Genomic DNA, 19,252 nt, shown 5'->3' on the forward strand with positions numbered 1-19,252 from the left:
CGGTTGTTATTGCAATCGCTCTACCAGCGATAAAGCGTTGTAATTTATGGCATATCAACCGGCGCAATGGCTGCGCAATCTAGCTCAGATTTCGCCTGCGCCTTATTGGCCGTGGCGTCAGTCTTTACGATTGACGTTGGTAACCACTGTGCCGATGATTGTTGGGCTTCTAACCGGCCATATTCTGCCAGCAATGATCGTTTGCCTCGGCGGTCTTCTCACTGGCACCAGTGAGAAGAACGATCCATATCTCGCGCGGTTTCGCCGCATATTAATCGCCACGCCTATGGGAATGAGTGGCTACCTCCTAGGCTCTCTTATCGGCGGTCATGGTGTTGCAACGATTGCAGGTGTTGTCGTTGTCGCTTTGCTATCGGGCTTGGTCAGTGGGTATGGTGCAGCGGTTTCTGCTGGCGCTCTTCAGATGCTGGTGATGACGATTGTAGCAGCACATGTGCATTCAACCGCTTCGATCTGGCTGATGCCGTCACTGTTTGCTTGCGGCGCAGCTTTTGCCGCAACCTTGCTTGCTATAGAAGCGCTCGTTAGCCCGAAACGACCTGAACGTGAGATCGTGGCGAATTTACTTAACGCACTCGCTCATCTTGCGCGAACATATGTTCAGACAAAACCGGGTGACGCCAAGATCGAAATGGCCATTCGCAGCGTGAACGATGCGCAGTCGAAAGCCTATGCAGCCTTGATGCATAATCAGTTGCATGCCGATGGACGTTCGGTGGCGAGAGACTGGAGCGCCAACATCCTCTCCATCACGGATAGAATTGCTGCTCTTTTAAACACATCGACGGATGATACCAACGTATTGAAACTGGCAGCGGATCGTTTGGCGTTTTTGGCCAAAACAATCATGTACAAAGCTACGCCAAATGCAATGAAGATTGATAGCCAGAGCACCAATCCTTTGCTTTACAATCTCTCACAGCTATCGAGTGTTATCGGCTCACCCAATCAGTCTGCTCGACTATTTCCCATCTTGCATTTGTTTTCGCTTGATCGTTCGAAGCCGGACTTTAGCCTTTCCAGATTGAGGGCCCGATTATTGTTGGGTCCAGAAGTCGTGAATGCGGCAATCAGGCTTGCAATCTGTATGCTGATTGCGATGGTTGCCGAGTTTACGGCTCCCGGCTACCGCTCGTACTGGATACCGCTTTCAGTTGCGGTCATTCTGAAGCCAGATTTCGGGTCGGTTTTTGTGAGAGCCGTGCAGCGGAGTGCCGGAACACTGGTTGGTGTGTTGGTTGCAACTGCAATCTTAATGGTCATGCCGAAAGACTTTTATCTGGTTTTTGTTATTGCAATTTTGAGCGCGACAATTCCGTGGGCAGCGCTCAAGGGCTATGCTCTGCAATGCAGTTTGCTCACGCCGCTCATACTTATACTTATTGATCTTATAGTCGCGGGACCAACCGTGAATTATGGTGTGCAGCGCCTCACCGATACTGTGATTGGTGCCGGAATCGTGTTGATCTTCGGCTATCTCATATGGCCGAAGTCAATTGATAAGTCGATCAAAAGCAATTTCTCTCAAGCTCTGATAACGATTGCGGATTATCTTCGTAGTACCGTTACTCGTTCGGCTACCACGGATGAAACTCCGCCTAAAATCTTCGACCAGAGCGCTGCAAAGCGGCGTTCGGCCTATAGCGAACTGTCCAATTTGCGTGTGCAGCTCCAGCGCTCGACGTCTGAGCCACCGCCTGCGAGTACGGAGGCGCTAGCGTGGTTGCCTGCAATTGCGACTGCTGAGAGAATCTGTGAGTGCGTAACCAGTTACGCGCTTGTCAGTGAGAGCAGCAGTAAGAATTCGGATTCTGAAATTGTCAAGAAGCTGGCAGATATTCTGGAGCGTGTTGCAAATCCGAAAGATGGTGGAGCGATTCAATGGGATCAAATCGATCAGTTGCATGAACATATATCTGGTGGTAATGTCGAAAAACCAATTATAGAATTGTATGAAAATATATTGAAACTAAAAGATATTTAGAATTATTAATTAAATCCATTGTAATTTCCATGATTATTCAAATATTAATACAATGAAACGTGATCAAGATAATTACAGAGAATTTTAATATTATAAAATTCTGATTAATATTTTAAGGGTTTTTTGATCAGAAGATAACTCTCTGATGAGTAAGAATTCACTATTGAAAGGCGTCTTGTAGGAGTGGGACGCTTAGTTTACTATCTCAAAAGGTTGTCGTGCAATACAAGAAAGCAATGACCATATTAATGTAATTCGTATGTCGGGTATGCGCCCAGCTGACAATTATGTGCTTGATGGCTATCACGATATGCGCTGCCGTTTCTGGCTGCAAAATTTCCGATACGGTCTTACAGAAGTTCGTCTTATCTGCAGAAAGCTTGGTGAAAGAGGGGGTCTCAAGAAAAATGAGCTGTTAGACCAGACATATTGTGCTAGGTGCTCTCAGGATAGATAGAAGCATGGAAATATTCATAAAATGGAATGGTTCCCCATCGTCGCCGGTACGTTCAAACTTCTCGTTTTAGGCGTGGCCATGTTTTTTGCCATCAAGTGGCACTACGATAAAGACAAGGAGAAGAAGGCAAGCATGAGTGAGAACAACGAAACGAGCGGGCTTTAAGGTAACCGCTGTTCTGGCCCCACATTCTGTTTGATTTTGCACTCTGTCATTGAGAGTTAGCGAATGGACAGAACGGAGTTTCTCCATGGAGCCTCGAATGGAGTTTCTCTCAAGCGATCAGAGTAAGCGTGACAGCCATCGTCAGTGGCCAGCTGATTTAAAAGCCCGGATTGTTTCGGAAAGCTTGCGCCCTGGCGTTACGGTGCAGGAAGTTGCCGATCGTTATGGCGTGCGTGCCAATTATTTGTCTTCATGGCGCACGCTGGCACGCCAGGGCAAGCTTGTACTGCCTCCGCCCGAAGATGATACGGAATTTGCGGCGATCATAGTAACGGAGTCTGCAATTGAACCGGTGACAACACCAGTTTCGCGCGTTGAGATATTCAGCGGGACCGTTATCATCCGGCTGGAAGAAGGTGCGTCTGCTTCTCGGATTGCAGCTGTTGCAAGCGCGCTTGCGGATCTCAAATGATCTTCCCTTCCAACCGGGTGCGGATCATGGTGGCTACCAAACCTGTCGATTTCCGCAAAGGCCATGACGGGCTTGCTGCGTTGGTGAAGAACGAACTGCGCAAGGATCCATTTACGGGAACTGTATTTGTCTTTCGCTCGCGCAAGGCTGATCGGCTCAAGCTGATCTACTGGGATGGCACGGGTATGGTTCTGGCCTATAAACGGTTGGAAACGCATACCTTCAGCTGGCCGGATGTCCGGGATGGGCTGATGTCGTTGAACCATGCGCAGTTTGAGGCGTTGTTTGCAGGGCTCGACTGGCGACGTGTCCGTGCAGTGGAAGCACGAGCGCCTATGACTGTTTAAATGCTGCGACACGGTGACTCTGCCGCCATATTCATCAGACAAATCAAGGCCGGATTTGGTAAGTTTGGCGCATGCTGGACGCTGCCGATCTGCCTGACGATATTGCTGAGTTGAATGCGCTTCTGATCGCAGCAACAGCGCTCGGTCTTCGTAAAGATGATCGGATTGCGCGGCTGGAGAAGCTGGTTGCAGCCTTCAAACAGGCCGCTTTTGGACGCAAGTCAGAGAAGATTAATCCTGAGCAGTTTGATCTGGCTCTGGAAGATCTGGAAACAGCTATAGCGGCGATCCATGCAGAAGATGAAGCGGATACAACTTCCACCAAGCCTGCCTCAAAGCCACGTGCCACCAATCGCGGTTCTTTGCCAAAGCACCTGCCGCGTATCGATGAAGTGATCGGGCCGGAAAGTCTGATTTGCGCCTGCGGTGGTTGTCTGCATTGCATTGGCGAAGATGTTTCTGAACGACTGGATGTGATCCCTGCGCAGTTTCGTGTCATTGTCACGCATCGTCCTAAATACGCATGCCGCGCATGCACTGATGGTGTTGTGCAAGCGCCAGCTCCAGCGCGATTGATCCCGTCAGGCTTACCGACGGAAGCAACAGTCGCACATGTTTTGGTTTCCAAATATGCCGACCATCTTCCGCTTTATCGCCAGGCCCAGATCATGGGCCGTCAGGGCATCGACATAGATCGCTCGACACTGGCTGACTGGGTGGGACGGGCAGCCTTTGAGCTGCGCCCTGTCTTTGATGCGCTGATTGCTGATCTGAAGCGATCGAACAAACTCTTCATGGATGAGACGCGTGCACCGGTTCTTGATCCCGGATCAGGAAAGACCAAAACAGGATATTTTTGGGCTTTGGCGCGGGATGACCGACCATGGGACGGCAATGCCCCGCCCGGTGTCGCCTTCACTTATGCGCCCGGACGATCTGGCCAATATGCCGAACAGATATTGCAGGGCTTCAACTGTATCCTGCAAGTGGATGGCTATGCAGGCTACAATCGGTTGGTCGCGCCAGATTGTGTTGGTCCGAATATACAATTGGCTTACTGCTGGGCTCATGCGCGTCGCAAGCTTATTGACATCACGCGCACAGGCTCGTCCCCGATTGCTGAAGACGGTGTAAAACGGATCGGCGAACTCTATAAGATCGAGGCTGGATTGCGTGGTCTCAATCCAGAAGCGCGGCTCGCAGTTCGTCAGGCACAATCAAAGCCGCTGATCATCGATATGCAAACATGGCTTGCGCATCACCGCGCACGCGTGTCGGCAAAAGCGCCATTGGGCGAGGCGTTGAAATACATCGCTAAATACTGGGACGGCTTGTGTCTGTTCCTGTCTGATGGTCGTGTCGAGCTGGATAACAACAGCGTCGAAAGAACAATCCGGCCAATTGCGCTCGGCCGTAAGAATGCACTCTTCGCAGGTCATGAAGCAGGCGCTCATAACTGGGCTACGATCGCCTCGCTGATCGAAACGTGCAAACTCAATTCAGTAGATCCGCAGAAATGGCTGACAAGCACGCTCACTGCAATCGTTAATGGCCATAAGCAGAGCCACATCGACCAACTATTGCCATGGAATTATCAAGACAACGTGTGATCAAGACATCGCTTACGCTTTAAGAGCCCACTTTTATTACGCCAGTTTTTGCACATAGCGCCAGACAGACGGTAATCCCCCCGGCAAATAACGGACTTCAAAAGTAGAATTTTCTCGGGGTATATGATCGAGGAGATTTTGATGAAGACGAGCAGCTTCAGCGAACCGCAAATCCTTGCGATCCTTCGCCAGGCGGAAGGCGGCGTTCCTGTACCCTAGTTATGTCGGGAACATAGAATGAGCACTGCGTCATTCTACAAATGGCGATCCAAATACGGTGGCATGGATGCCTCGATGATCAGCCAGATGAAGGTTCTGGAAGACGAGAACCGTCGCTTGAAGAAGATGTATGCGGAGATGAGCATGCAGGCGGAACTGCTTAAAGAGGCTCTTGGAGAAAAGTGACGGGGCCATCTCAACGCCGAGAGATGGCCGGGAAAGCAGTGGCGTTGCGAGGGGGGAGCGTTGCGCTTGCCTGCCGCACTTTCGAGGTCAGCGAGACATGCTATCGTTACAGCGCCAAGCTGAACGACGAGAACGAGCAGATTGCCGATCTCCTGATTGGACTGACGCGGGCAAAGAAGACTTGGGGCTTCGGCCTGTGTTTCCTTTATCTGCGCAATGTCCGGGGACATCACTGGAACCATAAACGCGTCTACCGCATCTATCGTGAGCTTGAATTGAACCTCAGGATCAAGCCACGCAAGCGGTTGAAGCGGGACAAGCCTGATGCTCTGACAGTGCCAGATGCACCGAATATGGTCTGGTCCATGGGTTTTATGGCCGACCGGCTGGAGGATGGAAGGCAATTCCGACTGCTGAACGTCCTGGATGACTTCAACCGCGAAGGTTTGGGCGTTGAGGTAGACTTCTCGCTGCCTGCTGAACGCGTCATCCGCAGCCTCAACCAGATCATCGAATGGCGCGGCAAACCATTCGCAATTCGTGTTGATAATGGGCCGGAATACGTCAGTGACAAACAGATGGAATGGGCTGCCAACCAAGGCGTCGCCTTGAGCCATATCCAACCCGGCAAGCCACAACAAAATGCGTATGTAGAGCGCTACAATCGCACCGTTCGGAATGAATGGCTCGACCAATACATCATCAAAAGCATCGAGGAGGCGCAGGAATTTGCCACGCAGTGGCTATGGACCTACAACAACGAACGTCCCAATATGGGCATCGGCGGCGTAACGCCCGCACAGAAACTGAAAATGGCCGCGTGAATTCTACTGACGAACCCCGTTAAAAACGGGGGGTACCATTTTTATAAATATATTAACAGAATTATTTTTACATAAAGAATTAAAATACAATATAGATGATAGAATATTTGTTATATGATAAATGATTTATTGTAATAAAATCTATTTATATAATAATATCCAATTTCCCAATTTTTGTGAAGTAGCTATGCATTGTATTGATAATACTTATGCCTATTTTTAAAAGCCATCCTAGCGGATAGATTCGACAGGTTGTGGACTATTGTGCTTCCTAGAGAGGCCGTCTGATACAATATGTTATCAGCAGAGTTAGCAACGCATGAGAACGCCACTCCAACAGCTACGTTTCTTGCTCGAAATAAACGTGTATTTATTTTTTGGGTTGAGCTGATAAAAAGTCAGGTTTTTGGAAACCTGTTATTGCATAGCCTTGAGATCGAGTTATGCACTGAAAATGCAATCTTAAATTAGTGCATACTACAAGACACGCTCGTTTTTATATATTAAGACACCAATTACAGTCGCTTTCTGATTTGCGGATGAACACACATGAATTGCTCTTCGACGCAGAGCCAGTGGCGTCTGCAGGACTTGCTGCCAGCGCTCGCGCTTCTCTTTTTTGGTCTTTGCGCACTTGCTTACGCAATGCTTCTGCCGCGGGGTGAAAGCAGTAATTTTGCGGTTCTGCTAAAGCCTTGGGCGGGTATTTCCGACGTCGTTGCGCTGGTAAACGAGACTGATGCCCAAATTATTTCCTTCAACGAGCCTTTAAACATTCTGATCGTTCACGCGGCGCGTTCCGATGCAGTTTCAGCATTTTACGATGCCGGTGCATGGCTGGTTTTCGAACCGTCACAACTTTCAAGCTGTTTTGATCTCAAAGTCCCAGAGGCTTAACCAATCATGATTATTGAACTTGACGATATCCGCAGGCGCTTTGCGCGTTTTCTGGTCGTTCTCTTCTGGTTGCATGTACCGCTTTTTGCGGCAATCGCATATGCGACCGGCGCTTCGGTTATTGGCGGAGCGCTCGCGGCAGCGTTTCTTGCAATAGCCTATAATCTGATGTGGTGGCGCGCGGACATCGCACCGGCAACGCGTTTTTTTTCAGCCGTTGCACTTGTCGCTGAACCTGCAATTTTATTGTATTTGTTGCGTGGGCACATATGGCAAATGGACATGCATATGTATTTCTTCGCGATGCTCGCTCTTACCATTGGTTGGTGCGACCGCAGGACCACGATTATCGCTGCAATTGCTGTGGCGATACACCATCTTACCTTTGATTACTTTCTACCATCCCTGGTGTTTCCAACCGGTGGCGATATTCGTCGAGTGATGATCCACGCAATTATTGTGGCCCTTGAAGCCGCCGTACTTGTATGGTTTTCCGATATGCTGGTTGCGTGCGTTAACAGCATCAGCAAGATGCGCGATGAAATTATGGTCAAGAATGCCGAGATCGAAACGCGTTCAGCCGAAGTCGAGCAAGCCTACAAAGCAAAGGGCATGTTTCTGGCTAATATGAGTCATGAAATACGCACCCCGCTCAATGCAATTCTTGGCTTTTGTCATCTTATGCTGCGCACGGATATGACCGAGCGTCAGCGTGATTATTTATCTAAAATTAATGCCGCGAGCGGGTCTTTGCTTCGCCTGATCAATGATATTCTTGATTTCTCTAAGAATGATGCCGGAAAACTAACATTTGAAAACCGACCGTTCGAATTGCGCGCGCTCTTTGATCGTAAGATGCAAATCACCGGCGCTGACGCTCGTGCTAAGAATGTGGACGTAAATTTGCACATTGATCAGGATGTGCCCGATCAGCTTGTCGGCGATGAGATGCGGCTGGGGCAGGTTCTTCTTAATTTGATGAGTAATGCTATCAAATTCAGTGAAAATGGCTCAGTTACCCTGCGTGTTAGCGGGAAGCCCGATGATGACGGCCCCTACACGTTGCGGATTACCGTTGCTGATACAGGTATTGGAATGACGCCTGAGCAACAGTCAAAGTTGTTCAGCTCATTTTCGCAGGCAGATAATTCGACAACACGTCGCTTCGGTGGCACCGGGTTGGGCCTGGTTATCAGTAAGCAGATTATCGAACAGATGGGCGGTGACATTACAGTGCTAAGTACACCTGGAAAGGGTACTATATTTACTGTAACAGCGACGCTTGGCAATGTCGATCGCGCGCATTCGATTATCGAAACACCACAAGTTCACATTCAGAAACTGCGCGTGCTGGTGGCAGATGACAACCCTGCTTCCCGTGAGATTCTGCAAGGTATTTTTGCGGACTGGTCGATAGCAGTCGATTTGGTTGCTTCGGGTAACGAAGTAATAGGTGCACTGGAAACGGCTTTGGAACGTGGTCAGCCCTATGACGTCTTACTGCTTGATTGGAAGATGCCGGGTATGGATGGGTTGGAAACCGTCGGCCACCTATACGCGGATGCAAAACTGACGAAACTGCCGGAGATCATTTTGATCACCGCCTATGGTAGTGATGAATTCAAAGCTGAGGCCTCGCGTGCCGGTATTGCTGCTTATTTGCCCAAGCCCATAGAAGCACAGAAAATATTACTAACGCTCAATGCTCTTTTCCCTGCGTTGAAAGATACGACCGATACTGCTGGAGATTTTGAGCTCATCGCCGAACCTTTACGCGGCGCGCGTGTTCTTCTTGTAGAAGATAACGCCATCAATCGCGAAATCGCTTATCAGTTGCTCAGTGATGCGGGCCTTGATGTTGATACTGCAGAAAACGGCCGCATCGCTTGTGAAGCTGTTGCACGATCCGGCAAACTTTATTCTGCGGTGCTGATGGACGTTCAAATGCCGGAAATGGACGGGCTGGAAGCAACGCGCCACATCCGTCGTGACTGGACGGCGGAGGCTTTGCCAATCATTGCACTCACCGCACATGCCTATGAAGAAGAGCGCCGTAGATGTGCGGAAGCGGGGATGAATGACCACATAGCCAAGCCAATTGAACCGAGCGTTCTTATTGGTACGCTGGAGCGTTGGATGAAGCCACGGCGCGCAGAAGCTGTTGCTGTTCAATTACACGAAAAGAGCCTTGGCTTTGTGCGAGATGAATTACCTGAGAGCCTGCCACCCTTTGATCTAAAACGAGCACTTGTGCGTGTAAATGGAAAACAGGCACTCCTGCGTCGTCTCATTATAAGTTTCCATGATGATTTTGAAAATGTCATTGAAACACTTATGGACCAGATTGCCAAAGGTGATCTCACTTCGTCGCGAAGATTAGCGCATACCTTAAAGGGCGTTGCTGCCTCTCTGGAGCTGCCAGAAATCGCTCGTATATCGGCTGAAGTGGAACTGGCTATCGCTAATGAACAAGTTGTCGGTCTTCAGCCAACACTTTCAGCACTCAATGCCGCGATGAAACCTGCCTTGAAAGCGGCTGCTGGTCTGAAGAATGATGTCGCCCTACCTTTGAAAAAAGCCGAAACTGATATCCAGTTAGCGGATATAGAGCTCGCGATTACCACACTTCGCGACAACCTCACTCGCAGGAGTATGCGTGCGCGGAGCAATTTTGATGCATTGCTGCAACTTCTCGGTGCTGATGCTCATGATGGAAAAAGGGCAGAAGCTTTGCGGGCGATAAGAACTGCGCTTGATAGGCTTGATTACGAGCAAGCCCAGCGCAATCTGGAGGAAGCTTTTGGCAGCGATCCTCTGCCTAAAAGCTAATCCTTAGCGGCTGCGCAATGCATTGAGTTGCATTCAAGATAATAACTTAGCACTTAGAGAATTTTATGTCTGCCGTCGTTCAGCATAGTCAGCGACAATTTAAAACTACCGGAGTAAAATACATGTCCGCTCGTGCAACCGTCCTGATCGTTGATGACGAAGTATCGAATATCGAGATCATGAACGCGGTGTTGGAAGATTATTATGAAATATCTTTTGCCACTTCAGGTGAACAAGCGCTGGAAGTCGCCCGCTCGGTATTGCCCGATCTGATTTTGCTTGATGTTATGATGCCAGGCTTGGATGGATATGAAGTCTGCGCGCGTTTGAAGAGTGACAGACTGTTGGCTGATGTGCCTGTAATCTTCACGACCGGGCTTGACGATCAGGACGCTGAAGTTCGTGGCCTTTCGCTTGGAGCAATTGATTATGTAACAAAGCCGATCAATCCAATTGTTCTGCGTGCGCGCGTCTCAAACCATATTGAGCTTAAACGTTTGCGTGATCAGCTTGCACAGATGGCCGTGACCGATGCCTTGACGGGGCTCAGCAATCGTCGGCAGTTGGAAGTTATATTGACAGCAGAAATCTCGCGTCTGGCTCCGACCGGTGCTTGGCTTTCGGTTATTATGCTTGATATTGATTTTTTCAAGCTGTTTAACGATACTTATGGGCATCCAGAAGGGGATCGATGCATTGCGATGGTAGCGGCAGCGCTTACACGTGCCGTTCACAAGGTTTCCGGTATGACAGCGCGTTATGGCGGCGAAGAATTTGCCTGCGTTTTGCCAGGAGCAGATCCGGAAAAGGCGCTCGCTACAGCAAAAGAAATCCAGCAACAAATACAATCTTTAAATATTCCGCATCCCGGTTCCGCTGTAAGCTCCACCGTAACTGTCAGCATTGGTATAGCCTCCGCACGAACGCATCCGGACATGGGTGGTTCTCTCTGGCTTCAGCATGCCGATCACCAGCTCTACACAAGTAAAAAATGCGGCCGCAATACGATCGCAAAAGCAGAATTTTCAGCTTCATAGGATGTTTGTGAACTCTGTTGGCTCCGATTTTGGAGAGAAAAGCCGATAGTCAGTGACGATATATGGAGGAGAGAGGAGTTATCTTCTGGCATAACGACCCTTCATTCAGCGCAGGGTACGTGAATGCGCAGGTTCATGTTGGCTTGTTAGAAATTCTTCCACGAGCTTTTCCTAAAACATGCTTAGTCTGGAACAATGACGGTGCTAACCGGCTTCTTGAATAAGACGAGGAACCGCAGTTATTTTGCAGCTCTCGCCAGTAGAACCGTTTCACAAACCTCGCTCGACACCCAGGCTCCGGCGTCAAGATACCAAAAGATTGCTGATCACGTGATGTGTTTGCACGCTTCACGATATTTGCCTATTTCGCGTTTTTCCTGGCCATTGCTCACCAGTCTCAATCGCACCCGTCATAAAACTGAATCACGACGTCCCTATTGCACTCACGAATGCAGATGATGCAGCCGACATTGAGTAGACAGAAGCGGGATTCTAATCGCGATGGTTTCGATTTCTCTTAGGGGAATTACCAAGGACTTTTCAAAGAAGCGCGTCCTTGATGACGTTTCGTTGCAAGTTGAAAACGGCGAATTCGTCGCCATTCTTGGGCCGTCTGGCTGCGGCAAGACAACCATGCTGCGGTTGATTGCCGGTTTTGAACAAATGGATTCCGGTACGCTGCATTTCGATAACGAAATCATTGCTTCGCCAGATAACAGCCTCCCGCCAGAGCGGCGCAATGTTGGCATCGTATTCCAGAACTATGCGCTGTGGCCACACATGAGTGTTGAGCAGAATGTCGGATACGCCCTGCGCATTGCCGGTGTTTCATCTGACGAACGCCGCCGCCGCAGTATTGATGCCCTTTCTACAGTCGGAATGGAAACTCTGGCTGATCGCGCGCCCGCCGATCTGTCCGGCGGTCAGCGCCAGCGCGTAGCGCTCGCCCGCTGTCTCGCCGCCAGCCCATCGCTCATGCTGCTTGATGAACCTCTCGCCAATCTTGACGTGCATCTACGCGCTGCAATGGAACGCGAGTTTGCCGACTTTCACCGCCGCACCCGCGCGACGATGGTCTACATAACTCATGACCAATCAGAAGCAATGGCGCTGGCAGATCGGATCGCGGTGATGGATGCCGGGCGCATCGTTCAATTCGCACGGCCAAACGAACTCTATCGCGAACCGCAAAGCGAAATGGTGGCACGATTTATCGGCAATGGCCTTGTCCTGCCCGTGGCCGATCTCCAGCGTGGCAGCGCTGAGGGTCTGGTCAATGTTGATATTTTCGGACACCGCAGCGAAGTGCGCGCCCGCAAGGATCAGACAAGAAAGACCGAAGCCAGCCTCGGTGTGCATCCAGGCGATCTGATGCTTGCGGACGACCCCGATAAAGGCTTTAGCGCGCAGGTTGAGCACACCACCTATCGCGGTAGTCATGTGCAGGTGCATTTCCGCCCTCAACATGCGCCCGATTTGTTTCTCAGCCTTCATGCCTCCCATGACCATCCTGTTTCTGCTGGCGATACGATCTCGGTTCGCGTTGGGGATGGCTGGGTCATTCCCGAGGCAGCCTGAATTTCTTCTTCTCCTCCCAACACAAAATTCAAGGAATATCTCATGCGTCTTCTCTCCACCCTCGCGCTGGTCCTTATGGCAGGAACGGCAAGCGCTGAAACGATTACGCTTTACACGTCTCAGTCTCCCGAAATCGCGCAGCAGACGGTGGATGCGTTTCAGGCCAAATATCCTGACATCAAGGTCGAGTGGACCCGCAATGGTACAAGCCAGTTGATGAATGTCCTGCGCGCTGAAATCGCCGCTGGCGAAGTGAAGCCGGATTTGCTTCTGGTTGCCGATACCATCAATCTCGGTCAGCTCAAGGCTGAAGGTCGCCTGATGCCCTATCCGGAAGCCAGGGTCGATGGCTATGATGCCAGCACCTTTGACAAGGACAAAATGTTCTTCGGCACGAAGATCATTTCCACAGGCATCGCCTACAACACGCAGATAGCCAAGCCGGTTGCAACGTGGAACGAGCTGCTTGTCGAGGATAATAAGGGACAAATCGCCGTACCAAGCCCGCTTTACTCCGGTGCCGCCCTCAACCATCTTCATAGCGTCATCTACGTCGACAGCATCGGCTGGGATTTTTACAAGAAGCTCGCCGAACTCGACGTTGCACCAGAAGGAGGCAATGGTCCGGCCCTTAAGGCTGTTGCAAGCGGTCTTTCCAAATACGGCATCATCGCAGACGCAGACGTCATCAGAGCCAAAGCAAATGGTTCGCCAGTCGATCTGATTTTCCCAACGGACGGTGTTTCCTTCATCACCGAGCCGGTCGCCATCATGTCGACTGCCAAGCAGCCGGAAGCTGCAAAGCGCTTTGTTGACTTCCTGCTGTCGAAAGAAGGTCAGGAACTCGTTGCTAAACAAGGCAACCTGCCAATTGACGCATTTGTTACGCCGCCAGCGGGCTTCCCGAAGCTCTCTGACATCAAGCTTCTGCCAATGGATGCCGACAAGGCCGTTAAAAACGACAAGGCCGTGCGCGAGCAATTTACGGAAGTCTTCGGCGGCTGATCGATGACAGATACAACCGCAATTTTGCCAGGAGAACACCGGCTTAAGCCGGTGTTCCGCCCCAGCCCTGAGACCATCATACTTGGCATTCTCGCGCTCTTCGTGGCAACGATCTCGCTGGCACCACTTGGCAGACTTGCGCTGACGGCTATCGCGCCGGAGGGCGTTCTGGACCTTACCAGTGCATGGAACACGCTCGCAAAACCTCGTGTTTTTACCGCAGCAATTAACTCGCTCTACGTGGCGCTGGCCTCGACACTGCTCGCTGTCATCATTGGTAGTCTTGCCGCATTGATAACCGTTCATTGCAATATGCGTTACAAGGCTGCCTGGGTTTTCGGCTTTGTGCTGCCACTGATGATCCCGCCGCAAGTAACTGCGCTCGCCTGGGTGCAAGCCTTTTCGCCGACCAGCCCGGTACTGGGCTTTTTTGGTCTGGCACTAACACCCGGTATGCGTCATCCGCTATTTTCCGCCTGGGGGATAATCTTCCTGCTCGGCATCTACAATGCACCACTGGTCTTCCTCACGGTACGCGCAGCACTGCGCCGCCTTCCAGCAAATCTCTCGGAAGCTGCACGCGCTTCGGGCGCCGGAAATATTCAGCTCATCTTCACCATCCTGTTCCCGCTCGCCCGCTCAGGCATTTTTGCTGGCGCAGCCATTGCCTTCGTCTCAGCGATTGGCAATTTCGGCATTCAGGCCATGCTCGGCATTCCCGCTCGCTTTCCAACACTCATTACGCTCATCTATCAGCAATTGAACAGCTACGGTCCTTCAGCACTGTCTGACATGGCATCGCTGTCGTTGCTTCTCTCATTGATCACGGTGATCGCTCTTGGCCTTAGCACCTGGCTTGGCGGACGTGGTGACCTGCGTGTCGAGGAAGGTGGACGACCAGCCCAGATTAATCTTGGCCGCTGGAAAAAACTCGTCGAGGCCGGTGCGTGGCTCTACCTTGCAGCAACACTCCTGCTGCCGATGTCGGCGCTCGTCGCAACATCGCTGGTAAAAGGCTTTGGGCAGAAGCTCACCCTTGATACGCTGACGCCTGAAAACTACACCAACGCGCTTTTCCATCACGTCTCGATCCGCGATGCTTTTGCAACCAGCTTCATGCTAACGGTCGCGACCGTCATTCTTCTGAGCGTCATTTCGCTGGTGCTGGCCTATTTCATTAGCTGGAAAAAGAGCACACTTGTGCGGTTGATCCAGATGGCGTCAGAACTATCCTATGTGCTGCCGGGCATTATTCTCGGCGTCGCCATGATCCTGTTCTTTCTCCTGCCGCTGCCACTTTTGGGCTTTAGTATTTACGGCACGATCTGGATCATCCTCGCCGCCTATCTTTCCAATTTTCTGGCGCTGGCACTTCGCCCGATGCTGGGTGGTTTCTCCCAGATCGACCGGTCACTGGACGAGGCCGCACGCGTTGCGGGGGCTGATTTTTTCCAGCGCATACGCGATATTATCCTGCCGTTGCTGGCGCCTGCCGTCATCGCCGGAGGCATCATCGTCTTCATGTCAGCGCTCAACGAAATCCAGGTGTCTATTCTTTTGGTTTCCTCAAGTGCGCGGACTATCGGACCAATGATCGTCTTCCTTGAGGAAGGCGGTTCCTCGACGCTCGCCGCAGCGGTCGGTTGCCTGATGATCCTGATTGTTCTCGCACTTATGGGCATCGCTTCGCTGTTTGCAAATCGTCTGCCGAAGGGAGCCTTGCCATGGCACGATTGACGGCAATCAGCGGATTGGGCGGAAAGCTCCCTGCCGCCTTCCTGCTTGAGGTGTCCGGCAAGCGCCTGCTGCTTGATCTTGGCGAAGGCCCTGAACAAGGCATTTTCCCCGATATAAGCGAAATCGGCATCGTAGATGCGATCTGCTTGTCGCATTCCCATATCGATCATGTCGGCGCACTGCATCTCGCTAAAGAAGTTGGCAATCCACCCATCTATGCGACAGACGCCACTTTCGTGCAGATCGGCATTGATCCGCTGACCGATCCGCGTTGCCGTGTACTGCCTGAAAGAGGGCAGGCGCTCATCGAAACGGTTCCGGTGACTGTCGGACGCTGTGGTCATGCGCCGGGGGGCGTCTGGTTTCATTTTGCTGCGGATGGCGGGATTCTGTATACGGGCGACTGGAGTTTGGAATCGCTGCTCCTTTGGTTCGATATGCCACCATGCGCAGACCTCATCGTGACGGATGCCTCCTATGGCGACAGGCAGAAAAGCCTTGCCGAACAGATAAATGTCATCGCGTCTCTGGCGCGTGAAGGTGCGGTTCTACCGGTTCCTTCGGGGGGACGTGGACCGGAGATGGCGCTGGCTCTCGCGTCTCGGGGACTGCAGGTAAAAGTCAGCTTGCAAATTCGGGATGAAATCGCGCGGCTTGCGGAAATGCCGGAGACGATTGGCCAAGAGATGCAGAAGAGCCTCAAGGCATTTTTGGAGATGCTGCCTCAGCCGAACGAAAAAGATTGGCAACCCTCCGACATCCTCATAGTCACGGAAGCCAACGGAGAAGCTGGTTCATCTGCAAATCTTATAGCGCGAATTGATGAGGGGTTCCGCTTTATCTTTTCAAGCCATGTGCCTTGTGGAACACCGGCTGAACGACTGATTGCTAGCAAACAGGCGCACTGGCACGGCTGGAACGTTCATCCTCGTATGGAAGATGTGCTATATTTGGCAGATCTGACTGCCGCACGCCGCGTCATGCCAGTTTTCGTCCACCCTGAAATGATGCCGCAGCTTGCGGAAAAACTCGGAAGCCGTCTCGTTCTCGACCACTCTGTAGAAGCATATACCAGCCAAACCTTGAACCGTGGAAGTGCCGCATGAACATGACCCAGCCAACTGCCCTTACCGAAGCTCAGGAGGACAAGCTTGCCGTTCTTCTCCCTGTACTGGAAGAAACAGGATCACATGGGATCAAGCTGTTCATCGGTAACAAAGTGGTGGCTGAGGACCCAATTCTCTTAAATGAGAACAACATCACTTCCACAATGAACCTCGCAATCAATATTGAAATTGCGCCACTTTCGCTGCCAGATGGCACCCATGTTCGCCGCACGCATATTGGACTTATCGACGGTCCCGGCAATGCACCAGAGCATCTGCTGGCCGCAGTGTTTGCGATCCGGGGCATTGTCGAACAGGAAAGCCCCGGAAAGTTGCATTATCCGGCGCATCGGCGTGGCAATTTGCTGGTTCATTGCCGGGGTGGTCGCAGCCGTTCAGCAATAGCCATCGCTCTCTATATGCATATGCATCATGCTGATCGTTTTGGCACTCTTGAGGCTGCGGTGAATCATGTCCGCCGTGTGCGCGGGTTGGATGAAACACAGCCGCAACCAGCCATGCTCGAACTGGCGAGTGCCGCAATCAAGGTTATTTCTCTGTAACAACGCCTTGAATATTATAGCCCTGTCTTGGCTTGAAGTCCTATGATCTTTTCGCTTCTGAAATCGTCTGTGCTGCATTCTGGATTAGGGGTCCAAAACTGTCGTGAAACCTTCTGGTGTCCATTCCTGAAGGTTTCCCGCGAGGTGAATTGTAAACCCCGGTAAGGGATCATAGGTAAAAAAAATCCAGTTCTGAATTGCCTGATTTAACGGGGCACGTCAAATGCCTAAAAGAAAGCTAACTCAGGCAAATCTTTGTCTGTTTTTCTTCGATAGTTTCGTTCTGATATAAAACATCAGTTCGCACTATAAGCCTATTTCCTTTCGCATGGCCTCTAATCGTTCCATGGCAATAACACCGTCTATAATGGTTGGTGCTGGTGTTTCCGCTCCCATAAGCGCGGGAACGATATCGGCCAGCAGCGAATGGTAGCCCTTAGGATCTTCATTGGCTGCGGCGGTGAAGTTAGGCTTCCAAGTGAGTGTATCACACTCGCCTGATAGTGTTGCTTTCGGATCGTCGATCTTGAATGCAGGGTTGCGATGCCAACGCACATCAATGACATCATCCACTTCGATACGTTGATGATCTCCCATCAACTCGATGCGCTCGACGGGTGTTCCGCGCGATTGCATAGTCCCCATAGCAATTGTGCCAATCGCTCCACATTCAAAATCGAATGCTGCATGAATGAGGAGTTTGCCCGGTTCTTTTTCAACCTTCTTGGCTGTCAATTTTCGCACTGGAGAGACCAGATGAGAGACGAGATCCATATAATGGACGCAATGATGCAGGAAGAAGCCGGTGTAATCGACATTACCCGCAAAATAGCCGGGCGCTGTCATATAATAGCCTGTCAGCCCCAATACGTCACCGAATTGACCCGACCGTATGATATTGGCTGCGATCTTGTTGCCGATTGAATAACGCTTCATAAAACCAAGCAGCAGAGGCTTTTTAGCTTTCTCTGACGCTTTCAAAAGCTCACGAGCACCTCCGGCTGATCCCGAAGGCGGTTTTTCCATGAATACGGGCAGGCCACGTTCCAATGCAGCTTTGCCAAAGGCAAGATGTTGATCAGGACCAACTGCCATGCCAATGGCGTCTAAACCGGGTGTGTTGAGCAAAGCCTCAACGTCAGTTGTGAGTGTCCGCACCCTGAACTGCCGTCCGGCATTTTTTAAGCGTTCTGGGTCTATATCGCAAAGAGCGGCAATTTCCACATCATAACGAACGAGCTGTGGAAGCAACATTTGGGTTGCGTGGATACCGCAACCAATCCAACCAATTTTGAGTGTCATCGACGATATTCCGTGAGAAGGAGGTGACTTTTCATAAATGCGGTACTGGCCGATAGACGATCACTTTCGTCTTCGTGCGGCGCACGCCATTGGGCAAAAGGAACACCGAAGCGATCATCCTGACGGCGGAAAGGTTCAAGCGAAATAGGACCAGTATAGCCGATCTCGTGTAGTGCGCGACAAACCGCTACCCAGTCTGTTGCGCCTGTACCGGGAAAGCCGCGGTGATTTTCGTTGGCCTGAAAATGCACAACCAGATCGCCCGCAAGCCGGATTGCTTCTGGAATTGAGCTTTCTTCCATGTGCATGTGGAAGGTGTCTAGCATCAATTTTATCGTGGGTTGATCAACCGCGTCCAACAATTCGATTGCCTGTTGGGTGGTGCAAAGGACATCACTTTCAAACCGGTTCAGCGGCTCGACTGCGAGTACAACATCGCTTCCTTGTGCATATTCACCTGCAATTTTCAGGGCATTCACGCAGCTATCTTTGCGACGCAAACGCTCATCTTCTGAAACTGGCTGTGGCGGGCGACCAGCAAAAACGAGAGGGTTCCCGGTCAGTGGTCCACCGACAACCTGCGCACCGAGTGCATGGGCGCAATCCACCGTGTATTTGAGATAATCGACGCCGCCCTCATAGGCTTTTTTGTCAGCGGACGAAATGTTCCGTTCAAGATTAACGCGTGCCGCAAGCACGACGCCAAGTCCTGCTTCATCGAGTGCTTTGCGTGTCTCTTCCAGGTCAAGTTCGCCGGGTTCAGGCACCAGCAACTCAACAAAATCAAATCCGTGCTCGCGCATTTTATGGAAAAGCGGGAAATGTTCGGTTGTGAAAGGCCGGGCATATTGCATTGAAATCAACCCAATGGGATTCATGATATTTCCTCGATTGCTTGAAGAATTATTGGGGG

Annotated in this window: 15 protein-coding genes and 1 pseudogene; 14 read left to right on the forward strand and 2 right to left on the reverse strand. The window is 51.1% G+C overall.

Annotation, left to right across the window (positions count from 1 at the left end; translation table 11 throughout):
* Window positions 1-46 precede the first annotated feature (46 nt).
* The 14 genes and pseudogenes from CEV31_RS14355 to CEV31_RS14415 all read left to right on the forward strand — a co-directional run bounded on the left by CEV31_RS14355 (window position 47) and on the right by CEV31_RS14415 (window position 17,037).
* A complete protein-coding gene (locus tag CEV31_RS14355; RefSeq protein WP_094507744.1) occupies window positions 47-2,005 on the forward strand; it encodes an FUSC family protein in 1,959 nt (652 codons plus the stop codon).
* A gap of 478 nt (window positions 2,006-2,483) precedes the next feature.
* Window positions 2,484-2,627, forward strand: a complete 144-nt coding sequence (locus CEV31_RS21135) for a hypothetical protein (RefSeq protein ID WP_094507745.1) — start codon at window positions 2,484-2,486, stop codon at window positions 2,625-2,627.
* Between the two features lie 85 nt (window positions 2,628-2,712).
* The gene (locus CEV31_RS20955; RefSeq protein WP_132229998.1) at window positions 2,713-3,099 is read left to right on the forward strand and encodes a transposase; all 387 of its coding nucleotides are present in this window, start codon (window positions 2,713-2,715) and stop codon (window positions 3,097-3,099) included.
* Entirely contained in the window at window positions 3,096-3,446 is a 351-nt protein-coding gene (tnpB, locus tag CEV31_RS20960) for an IS66 family insertion sequence element accessory protein TnpB (protein ID WP_079211003.1), read from the forward strand. The genes CEV31_RS20955 and tnpB overlap by 4 nt, the downstream gene beginning before the upstream one ends.
* Before the next feature lie 71 nt (window positions 3,447-3,517).
* Window positions 3,518-5,056 (forward strand): IS66 family transposase, encoded by a 1,539-nt coding sequence (gene tnpC / locus CEV31_RS14370; protein WP_094507746.1) that lies wholly within the window; start codon window positions 3,518-3,520, stop codon window positions 5,054-5,056.
* A 141-nt stretch (window positions 5,057-5,197) separates the two neighbouring features.
* Window positions 5,198-6,285, forward strand: a pseudogene (locus CEV31_RS14375) (IS3 family transposase).
* Window positions 6,286-6,834: 549 nt separating this feature from the next.
* On the forward strand, window positions 6,835-7,182 hold the full coding sequence (locus CEV31_RS14380) for a hypothetical protein (protein WP_094507747.1): 348 nt from the start codon (window positions 6,835-6,837) through the stop codon (window positions 7,180-7,182).
* Window positions 7,183-7,188: 6 nt separating this feature from the next.
* A complete protein-coding gene (locus tag CEV31_RS14385; protein ID WP_094507748.1) occupies window positions 7,189-10,011 on the forward strand; it encodes a response regulator in 2,823 nt (940 codons plus the stop codon).
* Between the two features lie 122 nt (window positions 10,012-10,133).
* Window positions 10,134-11,048, forward strand: a complete 915-nt coding sequence (locus tag CEV31_RS14390) for a diguanylate cyclase (protein WP_094507749.1) — start codon at window positions 10,134-10,136, stop codon at window positions 11,046-11,048.
* A gap of 501 nt (window positions 11,049-11,549) precedes the next feature.
* Entirely contained in the window at window positions 11,550-12,626 is a 1,077-nt protein-coding gene (locus tag CEV31_RS14395; RefSeq protein ID WP_094507750.1) for an ABC transporter ATP-binding protein, read from the forward strand.
* A 42-nt stretch (window positions 12,627-12,668) separates the two neighbouring features.
* Window positions 12,669-13,631, forward strand: a complete 963-nt coding sequence (locus CEV31_RS14400; RefSeq protein WP_094507751.1) for an ABC transporter substrate-binding protein — start codon at window positions 12,669-12,671, stop codon at window positions 13,629-13,631.
* Between the two features lie 3 nt (window positions 13,632-13,634).
* Entirely contained in the window at window positions 13,635-15,368 is a 1,734-nt protein-coding gene (locus CEV31_RS14405) for an ABC transporter permease (RefSeq protein WP_094507752.1), read from the forward strand.
* Complete coding sequence (locus CEV31_RS14410) at window positions 15,356-16,474, forward strand: MBL fold metallo-hydrolase (protein ID WP_094507753.1); 1,119 nt, start codon at window positions 15,356-15,358, stop codon at window positions 16,472-16,474. The genes CEV31_RS14405 and CEV31_RS14410 overlap by 13 nt, the downstream gene beginning before the upstream one ends.
* Entirely contained in the window at window positions 16,471-17,037 is a 567-nt protein-coding gene (locus CEV31_RS14415) for a dual specificity protein phosphatase family protein (RefSeq protein ID WP_094507754.1), read from the forward strand. The genes CEV31_RS14410 and CEV31_RS14415 overlap by 4 nt, the downstream gene beginning before the upstream one ends.
* A gap of 306 nt (window positions 17,038-17,343) precedes the next feature.
* Here the strand turns inward: CEV31_RS14415 and CEV31_RS14420 are convergent, their stop codons facing one another.
* Window positions 17,344-18,339 carry a Gfo/Idh/MocA family protein gene (locus tag CEV31_RS14420; RefSeq protein WP_094507755.1) on the reverse strand — a complete coding sequence of 332 codons (996 nt, stop codon included), beginning with the start codon at window positions 18,337-18,339 and terminating at the stop codon, window positions 17,344-17,346.
* Window positions 18,336-19,217 carry a sugar phosphate isomerase/epimerase family protein gene (locus CEV31_RS14425; protein ID WP_094507756.1) on the reverse strand — a complete coding sequence of 294 codons (882 nt, stop codon included), beginning with the start codon at window positions 19,215-19,217 and terminating at the stop codon, window positions 18,336-18,338. Before CEV31_RS14425 ends, CEV31_RS14420 begins: the two co-directional genes overlap by 4 nt.
* Window positions 19,218-19,252 lie beyond the last annotated feature (35 nt).

Source organism: Brucella thiophenivorans, assembly GCF_002252445.1.
GTDB lineage: Bacteria > Pseudomonadota > Alphaproteobacteria > Rhizobiales > Rhizobiaceae > Brucella > Brucella thiophenivorans.